Genomic DNA, 20775 nt, shown 5'->3' with positions numbered 1-20775 from the left:
GGCCCGCCGGCCGGCGGGCGAGGTCAGCGGGTGCCGCGGAGGTGGCAGAGCAGCAGACAGACGTCGTCGTCCCGCTCCGAGTCGCTGAGCAGCGGACTCAGGATGCCGTCCGCCGAGCCCTCCAGGTCCGCCTCCAGCGCCGCCGGGCCGAAGGAGCCCAGCGCCTCGGCCAGCCGCGCGATGCCCGGGTCTATGCCCCGGGCGCGCCGCTCCACCAGGCCGTCCGTGTACAGGGCGAGCGTCGAGCCCGGCGCCAGCGGCACCGTGTGGTCGGCGATCTCCTGCTTGAGCGGAATGCCCAGCATCGCGCCCGGTTTGGCGTCCAGGGTCCGGACCCGCCCGTCCGGGGTACGCAGCACCGGCGGCGGATGGCCGGCGGCGGCCCACGTGAGGGTGGGCTCGTCGGGGTGGAAGCGGGCGATGACGGCCGTGGCGAACAGATCGGGCTGGAGGTGGTGCAGGAACGTGTGCAGCCGGGTCAGGAGTCGGCCGGGGCTGCCGCCGTCGACGGCGTAGGCCCGCAGCGCCGTACGCAGCTGGCTCATCATCACCGCCGCGCGCAGCCCGTGCCCGGTCACGTCGCCGACCACGGCGATGACTCCGCCGTCCGGCTGCCGGAACGCGTCGTACCAGTCACCGCCGATGTTCAGGCCGTGGGTGGCCGGGAGATAGCGCGCCGCCATCGCGAGCCCCGGCGGGGCGGGCAGTTCCGTGAGCAGGGCCCGCTGGAGCGTCTCCGCGATGTCGCGGTTGTGCTGGTAGCGCTGGGCGTGGTCGATCGCGGTACTGGCCCGCCGGGTCAGCTCGATCAGCATCACCGCGTCGTCCGGGTCCCAGCGTTCCCCGGGCGGGGACAGGGTCAGCACGCCCAGGGGCGCCTGCCGGGTCGGCAGCGGGATGCACAGCAGGGGGCGGTCCGGAGCCAGCGCCGAAGGCGGCTGGTCGTCGACGCCCGGCAGTCCGCCCGGATGCGGGGCGGCGTACTGCGGCCGGCCGGTGCGGGCGGCGACCACGGCGGCCGCCGGGTGGGCGGGGCCCGGCCGGTCGCCGTCCTGGTCGAACAGCCAGACGTCGACGGAGGCGGCGTACTCGGGCACCAGCAGCTCCGGCAGCCGGCGCACGATCTCGTGGTGGTCCAGCGACGCGGTCAGCACGGCGCTCGCGTCCGCCAGGAAGGTCAGCCGGCGCCGGGCGTTCTCCGCCTCCGTGCGCGCCTTGCGCTCGGCGGCGAACGCCTCCCGCTGGGCCCGCCCGGCGGCGTCCAGCTCGGCGTGCAGCGCCACCACGCCCTGGTTGGTCTGCTGCAGCTCCTCGCGGTGGAAGTCGACCAGGTTCTCCTGCTCGGTGAGCCGGTCCAGGACCAGCGAGGTGTCCTCGTCGGCCCCGAGCAGGGCCTCGGCCAGCGCGGCCGGGTCGTCCACCGCGACGTCCGCCTCGGCGGCCGGCACCGCCTCCGGGCAGGGCACCGTCACCCGCCACGGCGGCTGACCGGCGGCCGCGGCGTCGCGCGACGGTGTCACCACCGCGTGCAGCACACCCCGGCCGGCCTCCGCCTCCGCGGTGGCGGGCGAGGCCGTGCCCGACTCCAGCGTGAGCCGCCACGTACCGCCCTTGGCCAGGCACAGCCGCAGCTGCGCGCCGAGCGAGGCCAGCAGCCGGGTGCGCTCCAACGGCGGCACACCGTAGGCCGCGGCCAGGCGCGCGGTGGCGATGCGTGCCCGCGCCGCGTCGGTGATGTCGGTGATGTGCCAGGTACGGGTCATGGGCCGTCCGGCGGGGTCGAGGCCAGCACGGCCACGGCGGTGTCGTCCCGCACCGGCCGGGCCGGACTGCTGGCGTCCCGGACCGTCACGGCCGCCGCGACCGCCGGATCGACCGCCGTACGGCAGGTGTCGTCCGTCGGCGTCCAGCGGCTCGGCAGGCCGTCGCTGTGCAGGACCAGCACCCGGTCGTCCGCCCAAGCCGTCTCCTCCTCGCGCAGGGTGGTGGGCCGGTGGCTGCCGACGATGCCCGGCCGGGAGACCAGGTGCCGCCAGGTGCCCTCCTCGCACAGCCGCGCCCCGACGTTGCCGACGCCCGCGAAGCGGAGCACCGAGGCACCGGCGTCGACCTGGGCCACCGCGACGGCCGCCCCGCGGGTCCCGGACAGCGCGGTGTCCAGCCGCCGCAGCGCCTCGGCCGGCGGCAGATGCGCCGCGCCGCGCAGCGCCTCCACGGCCGCGGTGGAGGCACGGGCGGCCTCCGGGCCGTGGCCCAGCCCGTCGGCCAGCATCAGCGTCACCCGGTCCCCGGAGCGGACCCACGCCCAGGCGTCGCCCGAGTACTCCCCACCGCCGAACGGCACGTTCACGGCCCCGGCCCGCACTCGGGCCGCCGGGCTCCGGTCGTGGGCCGTGACGCCGAGCACGCGTCCGATCCGGGCGACCACCACCGTGCCCCGGCCGGGGACGCTGTGCAGGTCGAAGTCGTCGGACAGCCGGGCGCAGGTGCCGAGACCGGCGCCCAGGGAGCCCGTGGTGGTGAAGCCGTCGCTCAGCGCGGCGGACACGTCGCCGATCCCGGGACCGTGGTCGACCGTCGCGACCTGCACGAGCAGGTTCCGCTCCCGGCCGGACGCGAGGACCGCGGGAGCGACGACGTCGATGAGCACCTGGCCGCCCCCGGCGTGCTTGAGCAGATTGGTCGCCAGCTCCGTCGCCACCAGCGCCGCCGTCGCGGTGCGCTGCTCGTCCAGCCCGGCCACGGCCGCCGCGTGCTCCGCGGCCACCCGGGCGTCGCGCACCCGGGTGGAGTCGTGCACCGGTACGTCCCACACGCGCGGCATCAGGCCTCCTCACGCGGGCGGGGAGCCCGGCCCACCCAGGAGGTGACCCGCACGGTCGTGCCCGCCCCCGGATCGCTCTCGATCGCGAAGTCGTGCACCAGCCGCCGCGCTCCGCCCAGCCCCATGCCCAGCCCGCCGCCCGAGGTGAAACCGTCGCTGAGCGCCTGCTCCAGGTCCGCGATGCCAGGCCCCTCGTCGCTGAAGGTCAGCCGGAGACCCTGTACGCCGCCCTCGGTGACCGGCTCGGTCTCCATCGTCCCGCCACCGCCGTACACCAGCGTGTTGCGGGCCAGTTCGCTGGCCGCCGTGACCAGCTTGGTCTGGTCCACCAGGCCGAAACCGAGCTGCGCGGCCGCCTGCCGCACGTGCTGTCGTACCCACACCAGATCCATGTCCGAACGGATCGGCAGGCGGGCCTGGGCGCCCGCGGTGGTGGGCATCACAAACTCTCCCGGCGCAGGCCGCCGAAGCGCGACGACGGCGCGTGCCCCGCGAGCAGTTCCATGGCCACTTCGGTACTGAGCGCGGTGTGCACCCCCGGCAGCGTCAGGCCCAGCTCCACCAGGGTGATGGCGACCGCGGGCCGCATGCCGACGACCACGGTCCGCGCGGCGAGCAGCTCCGTCTGCCCGGCGATCTCGGCCAGCACCCGGCCGAGGAAGGAGTCGACGATCTCCACCCCGGAGATGTCGATGACCACGCCCCGCGCCCCGCTGCGGGAGATCGTCTCGGCGAGGTCCTGCTGGAGCTGCTGGGCCGTGCTGTCGTGCAGGTCCCCCTGAAGGGTGACCAGCAGCACCTCGCCGAGCCGCAGCACCGGGACATGACCTGTCACGGGACCCCCGTGGGGCCCCGGGAACGCCCCGCTCACCGCGTGACCGTGCCGTTCGCCCCGGGGGTCACGATCCCGACCCCGAGCTGGTGCAGCACGTAACCCAGCGCGTCGGCGAGGCTCGACCGGGTCACCACGGTGCCCAGGTCCAGGCCGAGGTGGACCATCGTCTGCGCGATGGCGGGCCGGATGCCGGAGACGATGCACTCGGCGCCCATCAGCCGGGCCGCCGCGACCGTCTTCATCAGGTGCTGGGCCACCAGCGAGTCGACGGTCGGGACCCCGGTGATGTCCAGGATCGCGTACCGCGCCTGCTGCTCGACGATGGACTCCAGCAGCGTCTCCATCACGACCTGGCTGCGGGCGCTGTCCAGCGTGCCGATCAGCGGGACGGCCACGATGCCGTCCCACAGCTTGATCACCGGAGTGGCCACCTCCAGCAACTGCAGCCGCTGGCGGTCGATCAGCGCCTGTCCCTCGCTGAGCGCCGTCTGCATGACCACGACCCGCAGGGTGCCCATCAGCACGCTCAGCGTGGTGACGCAGTCCCGGGCGTGCTCGGGCGACGCGTCCTGGAGTTCGGACAGGAGCAGGTTCTCGACCGGCGGACGCAGGGTGGCCAGCTCACTCGACACCTGGGCGGTGCTCAGCCCCGCCCGGGAACGGGCCGCGCCCATCCGCGCCAACTGCTCGCGCACCGCCGTGAACCCGGCGGCGTCCGGGTCCTCGACCCGGTCCCCGTCCGCGACTTGGGCCAGGGCGTCGACCACGGTCTTGCCCGCCTCGACCGCCTCGTCGCGCGAGACGGTGAACACGGCCCGGAACAAGGGCTCGTCCGCCCATCGCTGGGCGATCTGCTCACGGCGGCGCCGCAGAAAGTCCCTGACCTCGTGCGTCGGCGATCCCGCCGTTCCCTCCGCCTGATCCGGCACTTGCCCCACTCCTCATCCGCGTTGCGCCGCAGCACCCAGGAAGCTGCGTGGCGGCGACGTGTCTCTGCCGGGCGTCAACTGTAACCACCCGCCGACCTCGCACGACACCTGCTCCCGCACGAACGGTCCGGATGAGCGTCGGGCAGGACAGGAACTCAGGCCTCCGGTATCTGCGGGCCCTCCGGTTGTGCGTCGACACGGGAGAGCGCCTCGTCGACGCTCTCGGAGACCGGCACCGTGATGCTCACCCCTGTGAGATCCAGCACCCGTCGCACCGCCGCGGTGGGGGCGATGATGTGCACGCTGCCCGGCAGCTCGCGGGCCTCCTGGTAGACGCGCAGAATGATGTTCATGCCGGAGGAGTCCATGAACGGGACCTCCGACAGATCCAGCAGGAAGTGCCGCCGCCCGTGGTGCAGTTGGTTGGCCAGGTGGTGCTGGAACTCGGTCGCGGTGTCGACGTCCAGATATCCCGCCACCTTGAGCAGCGCGACCTCCTCCCGCTCCAGCGTCACCTCGACGGACAGCGGGTTCTGGGCTATGGGCACGTGTACCTCCAACAATGCGGCCGGGCGGTGGAGTGTGATGTCCCACCGCGCACGGCGGTTACCCGCGAATCCGTCCCTCACACCCCACCGCCCGGACCGGACGTGCATGCCCCGCGTCACCCGACCCGGATGCCCACCAGGCACGTGTCGTCGTCCGTGTCCGACCTGCTGTAGGTGAGCAGCCGGTCCAGGTGCTGGTCCAGGGAGTCCGGCGCCGGACGGACCGTGCTCAGCAGCTGGGCCAGCGCCTCCTCCACCGAGCGGTCGCGGCGCTCGATGAGGCCGTCCGTGTACATCAGCAGCGTGTCCTCGGCGGCCAGCTGCACCTCGTCCTCCTCGTACGACGCCTCGGCCACCGCGCCCAGCAGCATCCCCTTGACCAGCGGCAGCGGCCCTGCCTCGGCGCCCCGGACCAGCACCGGCGGCAGATGGCCCGCGCGGGCCCAGCGCAGCGTGCGCCGGGCCGGGTCGTACAGCCCGCACACCGCTGTGGCGGTGATACCGCCGGTCAGATGGTGCGCCACGATGTTGAGCCACGACAGCAGCTGGCCCGGACCGGCACCGGTCACCGCCAGGCCGCGCAGCGCGTTGCGCAGCACCACCATGCTCGTCGCCGCCTCTATGCCGTGGCCGGAGACGTCGCCCACGCACAGCAGCACCAGTCCGTTCGGCAGCCGCACCGCGTCGTACCAGTCGCCGCCCACCAGCTGCTCGGTCTCCGCGGGCCGGTAGCGGACGGCCACCCGGAGGTCGGGCATCTTGAGCGGGGTCTGGGCCGGCGGCATGATCGCGTGCTGGAGCTGCAGGGTCAGCCGGGCGCGTTCGATGGCCTGCTGCTCGGTGTGCGCCAGCTGGTCGCGGGTGGCGGCGAGCGCCACCTCGGTCCAGTGCTGGGCCGAGATGTCCTGGTAGGCGCCGCGTACGAGGAGCAGCCGGTCGTCGGTGTCCAGGACCGGTTCGGCGACCACCCGTACGTGCCGGGTCACCCCGTCGGGCCGCTGCAGCCGGAACGCCGCCGACGCCGGCCGCCGGTGGTGCAGCAGCGTGCGCAGGAACCGGCCGATGGTGACGGCGTCGTCCGGGTGGGCGTGGGCGGTCAGCTCCTCCAGGGGCACCGGGGCGCTCGACCGCGGGCGCCCGTAGAGGTCGAACAGCTGCCCGTTCCAGGTGATCTCGCCGGTGAGCAGGTTCTCCTCGAAACCGCCGATGCGGCCGAGCCGCTGGGCGTGCTGGAGCAGGCTGGCCAGCCGGGCCGTCTCGTCCTCGATGCGCCAGATGAGCAGGACGGCGTTGCCGTGCCGGCTGACACTGATGTCCGCGACCGCCGAGAGCGGAACCTGGTCCACCAGCGCGGTCAGGTTGATGCGCCGTGCCCGGAACGGCTCGCCGGTGGCGTACACCCGCTCCACGTTCTGGAACAGCTCGCTGTCCCCGGCGGCCATCGGGTAGGCCTCCAGCAGCAGCGCGCCCCCCACGACGGCACGCGGCCGGCCCGCCGGGTCCAGGAAACTCTCGTTCACGTGCTGGATGCGGAAGTCCGCCAGATGCCCGTCGGCGTCCAGATGCGGCACCAGGACCAGCGCGGGGTCGTACAGCCCGTCCGCCAGGTCCATCAGCTCCACCGCGTCCGGCATGAGCCGGGGCTCCCGCCCGGCGCCGTGCGGCGGCACGTACGACTCCAGGGTGTGCGCGCACAGCTCCGCCAGGGCCTCCACCTGGCGCACCACCTGAGGCGGCTGCGGGGCCAGCGGCGCCGGCCAGACGATCTCCAGCACGCCGTGGATGCGGCCCCCGGTGCCGGCGGGCACGGCGACCCTGCCGCCGTCCGGGTACTGGTGCCGGCCCACGCTGGGCAGCCCGGTCTCGGCCAGGGACGTGAACCACTGGCCCGCCCGCTCGGCCAGCCCGCACCGGGCCACCGTCGTCACGTCCGGCGGCACGTAGTGCCAGCGGGTGGCCTCGGCCGCGGAGAAGCCCGCGCTGCCGGCCAGCGTCAGCGACCCGTCGTACCCGGCCGCCCAGATGGCCACGGCGGCCGCGCCCAGCGGACGCAGCGCCTGCTTCAGCAGGGCGTCGGCGACGGCCTGGGTGTCGCTCGCGGCCAGCGCGCCGCTCTCGGCCGCCCGCAGGCGCACGGCGGCCGACTCCGCGCCCGCCTCCCCGGTGTCCGCGGCGTCGTCGGCGTCCGCACCGCGCACCGCGGCGGTGGCCGTGAGGAACGCGTCCGTCACCTCCGACACCCGGTCCCGGGCGGCCTGGTTGATCACGTCGACCGCGAACTCCAGGGGCGTCACCCGGGACTGCTCGGCCAGCTCGGCCAGCTGCCGGGCGGCCTGCGCCGGACCGCAGCCCAGCCGGGCGACCAGGACGCCCTTGGCCAGCTCGATCAGGGCCCGGCCCTCCGCCTCGGCCTGGGCGGCCCGCACCTCGCGGCTGAGCCGTTCCACCGTGGCCGCCAGCCGGCCCACGGGCGACAGCGGCGTGATGCCGCGCGGCGGGGCCGCCGGGCCGTCCACCGCGCAGGAGTGCGGCGGCCCGGACGCCGGGGGCGGCACGGCGGACGCGTCCCGGGGCGCGGCGCCGCCCGGCTCGCGGGGCTTTTCGGGCATGCTCACGTGTGCGACTCTCCTCGGCTGGAGACCGCCGCGGCGCGCGACGACGGCCGCCGCGCACCGCCCGGCCCACCGGAGTAGGGGACGGGGGCCGGCGCGCTCATGCGGGCAGCCACCGTCGGACGCAGGCGATGAGGTCCTGGGTGTCGACCGGCTTGGTCACGTAGTCGCTGGCGCCCGAGGCGAGGCTCTTCTCCCGGTCGCCCGGCATGGCCTTCGCCGTGACCGCGATGATCGGCAGCTCGGCGTACCGGGGCATCCGGCGGATCTCCTCCGTCGCCGCGTAGCCGTCCATCTCCGGCATCATCACGTCCATCAGCACCAGCGCGACCTCCGGGTGGTCCACCAGCGTCTCGATGCCCCGGCGCCCGTTCTCCGCGTGCAGGACCCGGAAGCCGTGGAGTTCCAGGATGCCGCTGAGCGCGAAGAGGTTGCGCGCGTCGTCGTCGACGACGAGGACGGTGCGCCCGCCGGGCGCGTCGTCCACCGTGTGCGGGGCCAGGCGCCGCGGCTCCTCGGGCCGGACCAGCGAGAGCACGTCCCCGGGCTCCTCGGCGGCCAGGTGCAGGGCGATGCGCTCACGCAGCTCGTCGAGGCTGGACAGGAACTCCAGCGCCCCGCCCCCGGGGCCGGAGCGCAGATCCTCCTCCAGGGCGGCGTCCGCGCGGTGACCGCTGTGTACCAGCACCGGCACGCTCGCCAGCGCCGAGTCGCCCCGCAGGGCCCGCAGGAAGCGGGACGCCTCGGCGTCCGGCATGCCCAGCTCCAGGACGACGCAGTGGCACGGCTCGGCGGCCAGCGCGCCGGCGGCCTCCTGCGCGCCCACCGCCGTGATCACGTCGAGCGGTGGCCTCTCGCCCGTTTCGTCCCGCCCGTGCGTCAGGTCGGCGATCACGCTCTCCGCGACGAGGGTGAGCAGGCCCCGGGGGCGCTCCTCCACGACGAGCAGCCGCCGGGGGCGCTGCCGGTGGCCGCCGGTGAGTTCGGCCACCGGTGCCGGGCGGGCCGGCGAGTCGGCCGGCGACTCGGCGTCGGGCTGCTCCGGTCCGTGGGCCAGCAGCTCCTCGAAGTCGGGCCGGGCCACGGGCAGGAACAGCGTGAAGGTGCTGCCCCGGTCCGGCGTGCTGTCCACGGTGACGGCGCCGCCCAGGAGCTGGGCGATCTCCCGGGTGATGGACAGACCGAGCCCGGTGCCGCCGTACTTGCGGCTCGTCGTGCCGTCCGCCTGCTGGAAGGCGCCGAAGACCGACTCCAGGTTCTGCTCGGGAATACCGATGCCCGTGTCCTTCACCCGGAAGGCCACCACCGCCCCGCCCCGGACCACACCCGCCGGCACCTCGTCGTCAGGCGCCGGTTCGACGGCCAGCTCCACGCCGCCCCGCTCGGTGAACTTCACCGCGTTGGACAACAGGTTGCGCAGCACCTGGCGCAGCCGCGAGTCGTCGGTCAGCAGGTCCGCCGGCGCTCCGGTGGCCGTCGAGACCGTGAACTCCAGGCCCTTCTGCGTCGTCATCGGCCGGAAGGTGGCCTCGACGTACTCGATGAGCTGGCGCAGCGTCACCCGCTCGGGGGAGACGTCCATCTTCCCGGCCTCGACCTTCGACAGGTCCAGGATGTCGTTGATCAGCTGGAGCAGGTCCGAGCCCGCGGAGTGGATGATGCCCGCGTACTCGACCTGCTTCGGCGTGAGGTTGCGCGACGGGTTCTGCGCGAGCAGCTGGGCCAGGATCAGCAGGCTGTTGAGCGGCGTGCGCAGTTCGTGGCTCATGTTGGCCAGGAACTCCGACTTGTACTTCGAGGCCAGCGACAGCTGCTGGGCCCGGGCCTCCAGCTCCTGCCGCGCCTGCTCGATCTGCAGGTTCTTCGCCTCGATGTCCCGGTTCTGCGCCGCCAGCAGGGATGCCTTCTCCTCCAGCTCGGCGTTGGAGCGCTGCAGCTCCTCCTGCTGCACCTGGAGCTCCGCCGAGCGGGCCTGCAGCTCGGCGGTCAGCCGCTGCGACTCGGCGAGCAGCTCGTCGGTGCGGGCGTTGGCCACGATCGTGTTGACGTTGGCGCCGATGGACTCCATCAGCAGTTCCAGGAAGTCCCGGTTGATCTGCGTGAACGGTGCCACGGACGCCAGCTCGATGACACCGAGGACCTGGCCCTCGACCACGATGGGCACCAGCACCAGGGCGGACGGCACCACCTCGCCGAGACCGGAGGAGATGGTCACGTAACCGGACGGGACCTCGTCCACCACGATGGTGCGCCGGCTGCGCGCGGCCTGCCCGACCAGGGTGCGGCCGAAGGCGATGCGGGTGGGTCTGGCGGAGTCCTCGGGGTAGCCGTAGGAGCCGACGAGCCGCAGCTCGGGACCGGCCTCGCCGTCCTCCGCCAGGTAGAAGGCGCCGTACTGGGCCGACACCAGCGGCACCAGCTCGTCCATGATCAGCTCGGCGACCACGGGCAGGTCCCGGTGCCCCTGCATCAGCCCGGAGATGCGGGCCAGGTTGGTCTTGAGCCAGTCCTGCTCCTGGTTGGCCCGCGTCGTCTCGCGCAGCGACTCCACCATGGAGTTGATGTTGTCCTTGAGCTCGGCGACCTCGCCGGACGCCTCCACGTTGACGGAGCGGGTCAGGTCCCCCTCGGCGACGGCGGAGGTCACCTCGGCGATCGCGCGGACCTGGCGGGTGAGGTTGCCGGCCAGCTCGTTGACGTTCTCCGTGAGCCGCTTCCAGGTGCCGGAGACGCCCTCGACCTCGGCCTGGCCGCCGAGGCGGCCCTCGGTGCCGACCTCGCGGGCGACGCGGGTGACCTCGTCGGCGAAGGCGGACAGCTGGTCGACCATCGTGTTGATGGTCGTCTTCAGCTCCAGGATCTCGCCGCGGGCGTCGACGTCGATCTTCTTCGACAGGTCGCCCCGGGCCACCGCGGTCGTCACCAGCGCGATGTTGCGCACCTGGCCGGTGAGGTTGTTGGCCATGGAGTTGACGTTGTCGGTGAGGTCCTTCCAGGTGCCCGCGACGTTCGGCACGTGCGCCTGGCCGCCGAGGCGCCCCTCGGTGCCGACCTCGCGGGCCACCCGGGTGACCTCGTCGGCGAACGCGGACAGCGTGTCGACCATCGTGTTGATCACGTCGGCCAGCGCCGCGACCTCGCCCTTGGCCTCGACGGTGATCCGCTGGGAGAGGTCACCCTTGGCCACGGCGGTGGCGACCTGCGTGATGGAGCGGACCTGGCCGGTGAGGTTGTTGGCCATGGAGTTGACGTTGTCGGTGAGGTCCTTCCAGGTGCCCGACACCCCGCGCACCTGGGCCCGCCCGCCCAGGTTGCCCTCGGTGCCGACCTCGCGGGCGACGCGGGTGACCTCGTCGGCGAAGGCGGAGAGCTGGTCGACCATCGTGTTGATGGTGTTCTTGAGTTCCAGGATCTCGCCGCGGGCGTCCACGGTGATCTTCTGCGACAGGTCGCCCTTGGCCACCGCGGTCGCCACCTGGGCGACGTTGCGGACCTGGCCGGTCAGGTTGCCCGCCATGAAGTTCACCGAGTCGGTGAGGTCGCGCCACGTGCCCTTGACGCCCTGCACGTCGGCCTGGCCGCCGAGACGTCCGTCTGTGCCGACCTCGCGGGCGACGCGGGTGACCTCGTCGGCGAAGGCGGAGAGCTGGTCGACCATCGTGTTGATGGTGTTCTTGAGTTCCAGGATCTCGCCGCGGGCGTCCACGTCGATCTTCTGCGACAGATCGCCCTTGGCCACCGCCGTGGCCACCTGCGCGATGTCGCGCACCTGGGTGGTCAGGTTCCCCGCCATCGCGTTGACCGAGTCCGTCAGGTCGGCCCAGGTGCCGGACACCCCGGGCACCCGCGCCTGGCCGCCGAGGGTGCCCTCGGTGCCGACCTCGCGGGCCACCCGGGTGACTTCCGAGGTGAACACGGACAACTGGTCCACCATGCCGTTGAAGACCTTGGCGATGTCGCCCATCAGGCCGTCCGCCTCGTCCGGCAGACGGGTGCCGAAGTCACCGTCCCGGACGGCCGTCAGGCCCGCCAGGAGGCGGCGCAGCTCCTGATCGCCCGGACCCGAATCGACGGTTCCGGTGCTGTCGCTGGTCATGCGCACCCTCGTTCCGCTCCCCAGGAGCCCTCGGTACGAGGACTCGACAACCCCCTCCGGACCCGATGGCGCGGTCCGGCGACCTGTACGTGCGTTCCCGCAGTTCACGGACCTGCTCAAGGATCCGCTCAGGAGAAAAATAGCCCAGAGGCCGCCCCAGGTCGCGGGCGCCGGCGAAAGCGGGCCGTCACCCGATGGAGCGGCCTGATCGTACGCGGGCCGAATGCGGCGGGCCCGGCCGGGTATCTGCTGCTGTGGAGCCGGTGCGGCCCGCGGCGTCGCCCGGCCCCGCAGTCGTCGTCACGGTCGGATCGATGCGGGAGGGAAGGGACGGCGTGCCGATGGAGAGCATCTGGTCGTACGCGGCGGAAAGCGGTCACGTGGAGGGACAGGACCTCACCGGCTGCACCGTCGTCGCCACCGACGGCACCATCGGGCACGTGGACCGGCAGGCCGAGTACTTCGGCATGCGGCATCTGGTCGTGGACACCGGAGTCTGGGTCTTCGGCCGCAGCGTGCTGGTGCCGGTCGGCATGGTCAGGGGCATCGACCCCGGGGCGCGCACGGTCACGGTCGCCTGCACCAGGGCCCAGGTCAAGGCCGCGCCCCGGTTCCGCACCGACAGCGAGACGATGGACCGGGAGTATCTGGCGTCCGTCGGCGACTACTACCATCGGCTGCCGCCGCGGGAGACCTCCGCGGACTGACCCGGCGCCGGACGACAGCACGGCGAACACCAGGGACACCACTGACATGGAACCAAGCGACGGGATCACCACGGCCTCGGCCGGCGTCACGACGCCCGACGGGCCGGCCTCCACAGCCGTGACCAGCGCGGCGACGGCACGCGCGTACGCGGAGTCGGTGGCGCGTGCGCAGTGGGGAGCGGGCCGCGGGGTGCGCGAGGAGGACGTCGTCGACCTGCTGCTCGTCGTCTCGGAGCTGGTGACCAACGCGATCCGCCACGGCGAGGGACTGGCCGGCTTCGAGGCCCGGCCCACGGACGACGGAATGTGGATCGCCGTCCACGACCACAGCGAGGTCGTGCCGCGTGCCGCGCACGCCTTCCCCACCCGGCACCGCGGGAGCGGCTACGGCTGGCCGCTGGTGGCCCGCCTGGCCCGTGACATCGCCGTGGACCGCCGGCCGGCGGGCGGCAAGACGATCAGCGTGCTGGTTCCGCTGCGCGACGCCGACGCTCCCTGACGGAGCCGGCCGCCGCTCACCACGGCAGGAAGACGTGGATGTCCTTGCCCCGCTCACCGGTGACGACGCTCACCTGGTCGGAGAGGGTGTGGATCAGATGCCAGCCGATGCCCCCGCCGCCGCTGCTCGGATGGAAGGGGCGCGGCGCGGGCTCCGTCGTGCTGGTGTCGTGCATCACCACGTGCACGCCGTCGAAGGTGCGGCGCAGCCGCAGCTGGAAAGGCCCGGGGGCGTACTGCACCGCGTTCGCCGCCAGCTCCGTGACGACGAGCAGGATGTCGTCCCAGTGTTCGGGCTGTGCGGGCGGTGCCGCACGGGCAAGGTCGTAGAGGAAGTCCTCCGCGACCAGGCGCGCACCGGTCACATTGTGCAGCTCCCCGGTGAAGCTGGCGGTGCGGTTCGTGATCTCCTCGGAAGCCAGTGTCCTGTCCCAACGCGACTCGGCTGCCATCTCGCCTTCCCGGCCCGGCACCAGCCGGACGTCGTCCCTTCTTCGCATTCCCTTCGTCTGTAGTTCCCGTGCCGATCGAGGCTACGCGCCTCGATCGGCACGGTCCGGGCAGGGTGGCGGGTGGCACCCGCCGTCACCGGAAGAACACGCTGTCGGAGTCCTCCCAGCCGGCCGGCTCCTCGGGCACCGTCCTGGGACGCCGGTGCGGCCGGGCCTCGTACATCGCGTCGATCTCGAAGGCGTAGGTCCGAACGATCTCGTCGCGCCGCAGCTTCATCGACGGGGTCAGCAGCCCGTTGGACACGTCGAAGGGCTCGGGCAGGACGCGGAAGACCCGGATGGACTCCGAACGCGACACGGCGCTGTTGGCCGCGGCCACCGCCCGTGCCACCTCCTCGCGCAGCGCGTTCTCCTCCCGCGCCTCGCGGGCCGGGACGTCGCCCTGCAGCGCCAGACCCGCCCGCCAGTGGGTCAGGAACTCGGGGTCGAGCGTGATCAGGGCGCCGACGCAGGGCCGGTTGTCGCCCACCACCACCGCCTGATGGACGAGCGGGTGCATGCGCAGCCGCTGCTCCAGGGCGGCCGGGGCCACGCTCTTGCCGCCGCTGGTGATGATGATGTCCTTCTTGCGTCCCGTGATCGCCAGGTAGTTCTCCCCGTCCAGGTGACCGAGGTCCCCGGTGGCCAGCCACCCGCCGCGCAGCACCTCGCGGGTGGCCGCCTCGTCGCCGAGGTACCCCTGGAACAGCGACGGCCCGCGCACCAGGATCTCCCCGTCGTCGGCCAGGCGGATCTCCATGCCGGGCAGCGGCTGACCGACGGTCCCGGACTTCTCCCGCCCCAGCGGCTGCATGGTCAGCCCGCCGCTGGTCTCGGTCAGCCCGTAGCCGTCGTGGACGTAGACGCCGATGCCCTCGTAGAACAGGGACAGCTCACGGCTGAGCGGTGAACCGCCGCACGTCGCGCGGCGCACCCTGCCGCCCAGCGCGCTGCGCAGCCGGCGGTAGACCGTCCGCTCGAACAAGGAGTGCTGGAGCCGCAGGTCGAAGCCGGGCCCGGCCCCCTGGCCCAGCCGCCGGCGCTCCAGCGCGGCGGCGAAGTCCCGCGCCGTGGCGGCGGCTCGCTCGAACAGCGCTCCGCGGCCCGCCTGCTGCGCGGTGCGCAGGAAATTCTTGTAGAGCTTCTCCAGCACGGACGGGACCGCGTAGAAGTACGTCGGGCGGAAGGAGCGCAGGGCCGAGGCGAGCGCCTCCTGGGTCGTCGTCGGTTCGTGCGCCATGAGCAGGCCGCCCCGGACACACAAATTCTGGATCATCAGCCCGTACACGTGCGAGAAGGGCAGGAAGGCGAGGACCGCGCCCTGCTCGCCGGGCGGCGCCACCGTGTGGCCCCAGCCCTCGATCAGGGTGTCGCACGGACTGGCCAGCCCGCGGTGGCTCAGCGCGCAGCCCATGGCGCGGCCCGAGGTGCCCGAGGTGTAGGCGACGACCGCCGTGGCGTTCGGCAGCACGATGCGGCGCATGGAGTCGACCGTGGCGTACGGGATGAACTCGCCGCGCGCCACGAGCGTGTCCAGCGCGCCCGCGTCCAGCTGCCAGACGTGGCGGAGCGCGGGCAGCGACGCGCACACCGAGCCGACCGTCATCACGCTCTGCTCGTCCTCGACCACCACGGCCACGCAGCCCGCGTCCCGCAGGATCCACTCGACCTGGTCGCGCGAGGAGGTCGGATAGATCGGCACCACCTCGGCGCCCACCGTCCACAGCGCGTAGCTGAAGACCGTCCACTCGTAGCGGGTGCGGGCCAGGATCGCGACCCGGTCGCCCGGCGAGATGCCGCACGCGATCAGGCCCTTGGCCAGGTCGACGACCTCGTCGCGGAACTCGACGGCCGTCACCTCCTGCCAGACCGGGGAGTCCGGCGCGGGACGGCGGGCCAGCATCGGCAGGGCCGGTGTGCGGGCGGCCGTCTCGAAGAGGCTGTCGGCGAGCCCGCCGGTCAGGGGCCCGGCGACCCGGGGAGCGAGAGCGGGGTCGAGCATGCGCTGGCTCCTGACATGTACGGACGGTGACACCACCGACGAGCACCGTCAACGGCGGTGCTGAATCTAGCCGAGGCGGTGGTCACGGGGGGCCGGGACGACAGAAGTGTTCCCGCCCGGTGATCTCGGCGGATCGGGGGACCCGGAGGGCATGACCCACACGAATCCGGACCCCGAACCCGAACGCAGCACCGGACTGGAGCCTGGCGGCGGTGTACCGCCGGGCGAGACCCCGCCGGGGGAGAGCAGCATGTCCGAGGCGGGCCCGTGGGAGGGGAACAACCCCTCCAAGGGCTGGGCCGTGGCGCCCCTGACGGTGATCCTCGTCCTCGTCGCGCTCGTCGCGGCGGGCTTCTTGGGATACGCCCTGGTCCTGATGCTCTGACGCCCCGGTGCTCCGAGACACGGCGCGGAGCACCGGCCCCACCGCCGGGGACGTCTCAGACCGCCTGCGTGCGCCGTACGCACTCGGTGACGACGTCCCGCAGGCTGCCCGTGCGCTCCAGAAGTTCACGCTGCACCCGCGCTCCGTTGCCGTGCCGCAGCAGACCGGCGACGCCGTCCCGCACCAGATCCAGGTCGCCGCAGACGGCGAGCGCCTCCCCGACGTGCTCCAGCAGCGCCCGTACGACCGTCTCCGCCGGCATCCGCCGCATCGTCGCCGGATGCAGCAGCTCCTCCGTCAGCCCCGACCGGGCGGCCCGCCAGGCCGCCAGGCGCAGCAGGCTCACACTGGGCTCGGCCGGCGCGACGCCCTCGCGCCACTCCCGCGCGGCCGTCTCCACCAGCGCACGGGCCAGGGCCGCGACGACGACGGCCGTCGAGGCGTCCAGGCAGACGTCCGCGACACGGAACTCGACCGTGGGGTACCGCTGGGACAGCCGGACGTCGAAGTAGATCATCCCCTCGTCGAGGATCGTGCCGGTCGCGACCATGTCGGCGACCCGGCGGTGGTAGGTCTCCGCCGACCCGAACAGCTCCGTGGGACCGGCCGACGGCCAGCGCTGCCAGACCCGGCTGCGGTAGCTGCTGTACGCGGAGTCCTTGCCCTGCCAGAACGGGGAGTTCGCGCTCAGCGCGGCCAGTACCGACAGCCACGGCCGCACCCGGTCGATGACCGCGACGCCCTCCTCGTCGGAGTCCACCGAGACGTGCACGTGGCAGCCCAGGACCAGCTGCTCGTGGACCACCACGCCGTACTGCTCGGCCATCCACCGGTAGCGGCGGTTCATGCCGACGGCCGGGCTGACCGGCAGCGGCGAGGTGGCGAGCGCGGCGACGGCACAGCCGATGCCCCCGGCGTGCCGCCCGGCCTCCTCGCGGCAGCGGACGATCTCCGCGTGCAGCCGCCCCATGTCCGCCTGCGGATGCGTGGCGAACTCGAGCATCTGCTCGTGCAGCTCCTTCTCGAACACGGCCTGCTCGGCGTCGTCCAGCGAGGCCCGGGCGAGCACGGCGGCGGACAGCGCCCGCGGCTCACCCGACTCCGGGTCGACCAGGAGGAGCTCCTCCTCCACTCCGACGGTGCGCACGTGATGCCGCCTTTCTGCGGGCCCGGTCGCGGCGACGGCGGGACTGTCCCGTCCGTAGGACCACCGGATGCCCCGCCTGGGCGGCCGGACACCTGGTCGCGCCGCCGGGCCTCACACGGCGTACGGCACCAGCCACACCGTCGCCAGCGGGGGCAGCGTGATCCGGAGGCTCCCGTCCTCCGGCTTCACCGGGTCCGGGTTGCCCACGCCGCCGCCGCCGAAGCCCTCGGCGTCCGTGTTGAGGACCTCCTGCCAGGCGGTGGTGTCGTCGCCGACGTGGAGCGCGTACTCGTGCCGGACCACCGGGGAGAAGTTCGACACCGCGAGCAGCGGGGCGCCGTCGGCGCCGAACCGCAGGAACGCGAAGACGTTGTCCTCCGCCGCGTCCACGGCCACCCACCGGAAACCGGCCGGGTCGGTGTCGCGCTGCCACAGGGCCGGCGTCCGCGCGTAGCGGGTGTTCAGCTCGCGCACCAGGTCCTGGACGCCGCGGTGGTCGCCCGCCGAGTGGTAGCCCTCGTCCAGCAGCCACCACTCCGGGCCCTGCTTCTCCGACCACTCCGCGCCCTGCGCGAACTCCTGCCCCATGAAGAGCAGCTGCTTGCCCGGGTGCGCCCACATGAAGCCCAGGTACGCCCGCACGTTCGCCCGCCGCTGCCACCAGTCGCCCGGCATCTTCGACACCAGCGCCTGCTTGCCGTGCACCACCTCGTCGTGGGAGATCGGCAGGCAGTAGTTCTCGCTGTAGGCGTACACCATCGAGAACGTCATCTCGTGGTGGTGGTACTTGCGGTGCACCGGCTCGTGCGCGACGTACTCCAGCGAGTCGTGCATCCAGCCCATGTTCCACTTCAGGCCGAAGCCCAGCCCGCCGGTGTCCGTCGGCCGGGTCACCCCGCCCCACGCGGTCGACTCCTCGGCGATGGTCACCACGCCGGGGCAGCGCCGGTACACGGTCGCGTTCATCTCCTGGAGGAACGCCATGGCCGCCAGGTCCTCCCGGCCGCCGTACTGGTTGGGCTCCCACTGGCCGGAGTCGCGCGAGTAGTCCAGGTAGAGCATCGAGGCGACCGCGTCGACCCGCAGCCCGTCGATGTGGAACTCCTCGCACCAGTACACGGCGTTGGCGACCAGGAAGTTGCGCACCTCGGTCCGCGCGAAGTCGAAGGTGTACGTCCCCCAGTCCGGGTGGGTCGCGCGCCGCTCGTCCCCGGGCTCGTACAGCGGGTCCCCGTCGAAGCGGGCCAGCGCCCAGTCGTCCTTCGGGAAGTGCGCCGGCACCCAGTCCATGATCACGCCGATCCCGGCCCGGTGCAGCGCGTCGACCAGGTACCGGAAGTCGTCCGGCGAACCGAGCCGCGCGGTCGGCGCGTAGAACCCGGTGACCTGGTAGCCCCAGGAGGGCCCGTAGGGGTGCTCGGCGACCGGCATCAGCTCGACGTGGGTGAAGCCGAGGTCCTTCACGTACGCGGGCAGCACGTCGGCCAGCTCACGGTAGGTGAGCCCCGGCCGCCAGGAGGGCAGGTGGACCTCGTACACCGAGAACGGCGCCTCGTGCACCGGTGTGCCGGCGCGGGTGCGCATCCACTCGGCGTCGCCCCACTCGTACGCCGAGGCGGTCACCACGGAAGCGGTGTTCGGCGGTTCCTCCGCCGCGCGGGCCATCGGGTCGGCCTTGAGGAACCGGTGCCCGTACCGGGAGTGGATCTCGAACTTGTAGCGGGTGCCCTCACCGACGCCCGGCAGGAACAGCTCCCACACGCCGGACGAACCGAGCGAACGCATCGGGAAGGCCGTGCCGTCCCAGTGGGTGAAGTCCGCGGCGAGGCGCACCCCCTGCGCGTTGGGCGCCCACACGGTGAACCGGGTGCCGGTGACACCCTCGTGCGTCATCGGGTGCGCGCCGAGGGCCTGCCACAGCTGCTCGTGCCGGCCCTCGCCGATCAGGTGCAGGTCCAGCTCGCCGAGGGCGGGCAGGAAGCCGTACGGGTCGTGCGTCTCCTGCTCGCCGGCCTCGTACGCCACCACGAGGGTGTAGGCGGGGATCTCCGCCAGCGGCAGCACACCGGAGAAGAGGCCGTCCTCCTCCGACACGAGGGCGTGGCGCTCGCCGTCGACGACCACGCTCACCTCGCGGGCGAACGGACGCAGCGCCCGGAAGGCGACGCCACCGGGGACGGGGTGGGCGCCGAGCAGGGCGTGCGGGTCGTGGTGGGCGCCCGCCAGCAGGCGCCCCCGGTCGACCGGGTCGAGGGGCGGAGCGGTACCGCACGCACCGGACGCGGGCGGGACGGGACCGGACGGCTCGGGGATCGAGGTGTCGCGGAGGGCCACGGGTCAGTCTCCTCTCACGGCGAGTCGTTCGATCGCCGCCATGGGTACGGGAAGCCAGTCGGGACGGTGCCGGGCCTCGTACAGCACCTCGTACACGGCGCGGTCCGTCTCATAGGCGCGCAGCAGGCCGTGCTTCTTGCGGGGGTCCCACCCGGCGCGGGCGGCGTAGCCGGCGCAGAACGCCTCCCGGCAGCGGCGCGCCCACTCGGGGCGCCACGGGCGGCGCTGCCGGGCGGCGTAGTCGAAGGAGCGCAGCATGCCCGCGATGTCGCGGACCGGGGAGTGGGCGCTGCGCCGTTCGGACAGCGGACGGGACGGCTCGCCCTCGAAGTCGATGACGAACCAGTCCCGGCCCGCCCGCAGCACCTGCCCCAGGTGCAGGTCGCCGTGGATGCGCTGGGCGGGCGGCCCCGAGTCGCAGGTGGACAGGGCCGCGAAGGCCGCCCGCAGCCCGGGGACGAAGGGCTGGAGCGCCGGTACGCAGTGCGCGGCGGCGGTCAGCCGCTCGGTCATCGCCGCCGCCGTCCGTCCGTTCTCCCCGGGGGCGCCGGACGGGAAGGCCTCGGCGAGCGCCAGGTGGACGTCCGCCATGGCCCGCCCCAGCTCGCGGGCCTGCACGGTGAAGTCGTCCCCGGCGGCCAGCGCGTTCAGGGACAGGGTCCAGCCGTCCGAGGCGTCGTTGAGGAACGGCTGGAGCACGCCGAGCGTCGCCCCGTACGGATGGGTGGTCCGCATCCACGCCACCGGCGCGGGGACCCGGCCGCAGCCCTGCCGGGCCAGCGCGTCCGGCACCTCCAGGTCCGGGTTGACACCGGGCTGGACGCGCCGGAACAGCTTGAGGATGAACTCGTCCCCGTAGATCAGCGACGAGTTGGACTGCTCGGCGTCCAGCAGCCGCGGCGCCAGTCCGCCGGGCACCGGCCGCGAGGGGTCGGCCTCGAAGCGCAGGGGCCCCGCCTTGCCGGGGTGGCGCAGGCGCTCCAGGAGCAGCTGGGCCGTGCGGGGGTCGTGCAGGGCGTCGTAGACCGTCCGGCCGGCCAGCGGACCCTCCTGCACCTGGCCGATGACGGCCCGGCCCAGGCGCGGCGACGGATGTTCGCGCACGCCGAGCAGCAGCTGGTAGCAGTCGCCGGCCGGGGGAGCGCCGCCCGGGGCGGGCACCGGCCCGTGCCCGGTGTGCACCAGGAGGTGCAGACAGCCCGGGAAGAGCTCGGTCATGGACAGCAGACCGAGCTCGGCCACGGGCCGGTCCTTGCCCGCGAACCAGCGCTGGCGCGGCAGCCACTCGCGCAGCAGCCCGCCGAGCGACGCCATGGGCTCGGCGAGACGGGTACGTCTCGGGCGCAGGGGTGCGGTCTTCGGCATGG

At 73.4% G+C, this 20775-nt stretch carries 16 protein-coding genes; 3 read left to right on the top strand and 13 right to left on the bottom strand.

Annotated features, from left to right (window positions below; translation table 11 throughout):
• Positions 1-23 precede the first annotated feature (23 nt).
• From M6G08_RS28460 to M6G08_RS28425, 8 genes are all read right to left on the bottom strand, one after another.
• Positions 24-1763, bottom strand: coding sequence for a PP2C family protein-serine/threonine phosphatase (locus tag M6G08_RS28460; RefSeq protein ID WP_272589974.1), 1740 nt, complete (start codon positions 1761-1763; stop codon positions 24-26).
• Complete coding sequence (locus tag M6G08_RS28455; protein WP_272589973.1) at positions 1760-2824, bottom strand: ATP-binding SpoIIE family protein phosphatase; 1065 nt, start codon at positions 2822-2824, stop codon at positions 1760-1762. The genes M6G08_RS28460 and M6G08_RS28455 overlap by 4 nt, the downstream gene beginning before the upstream one ends.
• Positions 2824-3264 (bottom strand): anti-sigma regulatory factor, encoded by a 441-nt coding sequence (locus M6G08_RS28450; RefSeq protein ID WP_272589972.1) that lies wholly within the window; start codon positions 3262-3264, stop codon positions 2824-2826. Before M6G08_RS28450 ends, M6G08_RS28455 begins: the two co-directional genes overlap by 1 nt.
• Positions 3264-3695, bottom strand: coding sequence for an STAS domain-containing protein (locus M6G08_RS28445; protein ID WP_272589971.1), 432 nt, complete (start codon positions 3693-3695; stop codon positions 3264-3266). The genes M6G08_RS28450 and M6G08_RS28445 overlap by 1 nt, the downstream gene beginning before the upstream one ends.
• The gene (locus M6G08_RS28440; RefSeq protein WP_272589970.1) at positions 3692-4588 is read right to left on the bottom strand and encodes an STAS domain-containing protein; all 897 of its coding nucleotides are present in this window, start codon (positions 4586-4588) and stop codon (positions 3692-3694) included. The genes M6G08_RS28445 and M6G08_RS28440 overlap by 4 nt, the downstream gene beginning before the upstream one ends.
• A gap of 155 nt (positions 4589-4743) precedes the next feature.
• Entirely contained in the window at positions 4744-5136 is a 393-nt protein-coding gene (locus M6G08_RS28435) for an STAS domain-containing protein (protein ID WP_217251597.1), read from the bottom strand.
• Between the two features lie 116 nt (positions 5137-5252).
• A complete protein-coding gene (locus M6G08_RS28430) occupies positions 5253-7751 on the bottom strand; it encodes a SpoIIE family protein phosphatase (RefSeq protein WP_272589969.1) in 2499 nt (832 codons plus the stop codon).
• A 97-nt stretch (positions 7752-7848) separates the two neighbouring features.
• Positions 7849-11844 (bottom strand): hybrid sensor histidine kinase/response regulator, encoded by a 3996-nt coding sequence (locus M6G08_RS28425; RefSeq protein WP_272589968.1) that lies wholly within the window; start codon positions 11842-11844, stop codon positions 7849-7851.
• 314 nt (positions 11845-12158) lie between these two features.
• On the opposite strand from M6G08_RS28425, the gene M6G08_RS28420 reads away from it, so the two are divergent.
• On the top strand, positions 12159-12551 hold the full coding sequence (locus M6G08_RS28420) for a PRC-barrel domain-containing protein (protein ID WP_272589967.1): 393 nt from the start codon (positions 12159-12161) through the stop codon (positions 12549-12551).
• A 46-nt stretch (positions 12552-12597) separates the two neighbouring features.
• A complete protein-coding gene (locus M6G08_RS28415; protein WP_272589966.1) occupies positions 12598-13050 on the top strand; it encodes an ATP-binding protein in 453 nt (150 codons plus the stop codon).
• A 16-nt stretch (positions 13051-13066) separates the two neighbouring features.
• Here the strand turns inward: M6G08_RS28415 and M6G08_RS28410 are convergent, their stop codons facing one another.
• The gene (locus M6G08_RS28410; protein WP_272591458.1) at positions 13067-13501 is read right to left on the bottom strand and encodes an ATP-binding protein; all 435 of its coding nucleotides are present in this window, start codon (positions 13499-13501) and stop codon (positions 13067-13069) included.
• Positions 13502-13634: 133 nt separating this feature from the next.
• Positions 13635-15542, bottom strand: a complete 1908-nt coding sequence (locus M6G08_RS28405; protein ID WP_272589965.1) for an AMP-dependent synthetase/ligase — start codon at positions 15540-15542, stop codon at positions 13635-13637.
• Positions 15543-15693: 151 nt separating this feature from the next.
• Between M6G08_RS28405 and M6G08_RS28400 the strand changes: the two genes are divergently transcribed.
• A complete protein-coding gene (locus M6G08_RS28400; RefSeq protein ID WP_272589964.1) occupies positions 15694-15927 on the top strand; it encodes a DUF6480 family protein in 234 nt (77 codons plus the stop codon).
• Between the two features lie 55 nt (positions 15928-15982).
• On the opposite strand, the gene M6G08_RS28395 is transcribed toward M6G08_RS28400, so the two are convergent.
• The 3 genes from M6G08_RS28395 to M6G08_RS28385 all read right to left on the bottom strand — a co-directional run bounded on the left by M6G08_RS28395 (position 15983) and on the right by M6G08_RS28385 (position 20773).
• On the bottom strand, positions 15983-17074 hold the full coding sequence (locus M6G08_RS28395; RefSeq protein WP_272589963.1) for a glutamate--cysteine ligase 2: 1092 nt from the start codon (positions 17072-17074) through the stop codon (positions 15983-15985).
• 111 nt (positions 17075-17185) lie between these two features.
• Positions 17186-19408, bottom strand: a complete 2223-nt coding sequence (gene glgB, locus M6G08_RS28390; RefSeq protein WP_272589962.1) for a 1,4-alpha-glucan branching enzyme — start codon at positions 19406-19408, stop codon at positions 17186-17188.
• A gap of 3 nt (positions 19409-19411) precedes the next feature.
• On the bottom strand, positions 19412-20773 hold the full coding sequence (locus tag M6G08_RS28385; protein WP_272589961.1) for a maltokinase N-terminal cap-like domain-containing protein: 1362 nt from the start codon (positions 20771-20773) through the stop codon (positions 19412-19414).
• Between the last annotated feature and the right edge of the window lie 2 nt (positions 20774-20775).

The sequence above is a fragment of the Streptomyces sp. M92 genome, assembly GCF_028473745.1.
Lineage (GTDB): Bacteria > Actinomycetota > Actinomycetes > Streptomycetales > Streptomycetaceae > Streptomyces.
This window is presented reverse-complemented; position numbering and strand designations above follow the sequence as displayed.

Bases quoted from the DNA above. Each gene is read 5' to 3' on its own strand.
- M6G08_RS28460 (WP_272589974.1), bottom strand. From the start codon at position 1,763: ATGACCCGTACCTGGCACATCACCGACATCACCGACGCGGCGCGGGCA.
- M6G08_RS28455 (WP_272589973.1), bottom strand. From the start codon at position 2,824: ATGCCGCGCGTGTGGGACGTACCGGTGCACGACTCCACCCGGGTGCGC.
- M6G08_RS28450 (WP_272589972.1), bottom strand. From the start codon at position 3,264: ATGCCCACCACCGCGGGCGCCCAGGCCCGCCTGCCGATCCGTTCGGAC.
- M6G08_RS28425 (WP_272589968.1), bottom strand. From the start codon at position 11,844: ATGACCAGCGACAGCACCGGAACCGTCGATTCGGGTCCGGGCGATCAG.
- M6G08_RS28420 (WP_272589967.1), top strand. From the start codon at position 12,159: ATGCGGGAGGGAAGGGACGGCGTGCCGATGGAGAGCATCTGGTCGTAC.
- M6G08_RS28415 (WP_272589966.1), top strand. From the start codon at position 12,598: ATGGAACCAAGCGACGGGATCACCACGGCCTCGGCCGGCGTCACGACG.
- M6G08_RS28410 (WP_272591458.1), bottom strand. From the start codon at position 13,501: ATGGCAGCCGAGTCGCGTTGGGACAGGACACTGGCTTCCGAGGAGATC.
- M6G08_RS28405 (WP_272589965.1), bottom strand. From the start codon at position 15,542: ATGCTCGACCCCGCTCTCGCTCCCCGGGTCGCCGGGCCCCTGACCGGC.
- M6G08_RS28400 (WP_272589964.1), top strand. From the start codon at position 15,694: ATGACCCACACGAATCCGGACCCCGAACCCGAACGCAGCACCGGACTG.
- M6G08_RS28385 (WP_272589961.1), bottom strand. From the start codon at position 20,773: ATGCCGAAGACCGCACCCCTGCGCCCGAGACGTACCCGTCTCGCCGAG.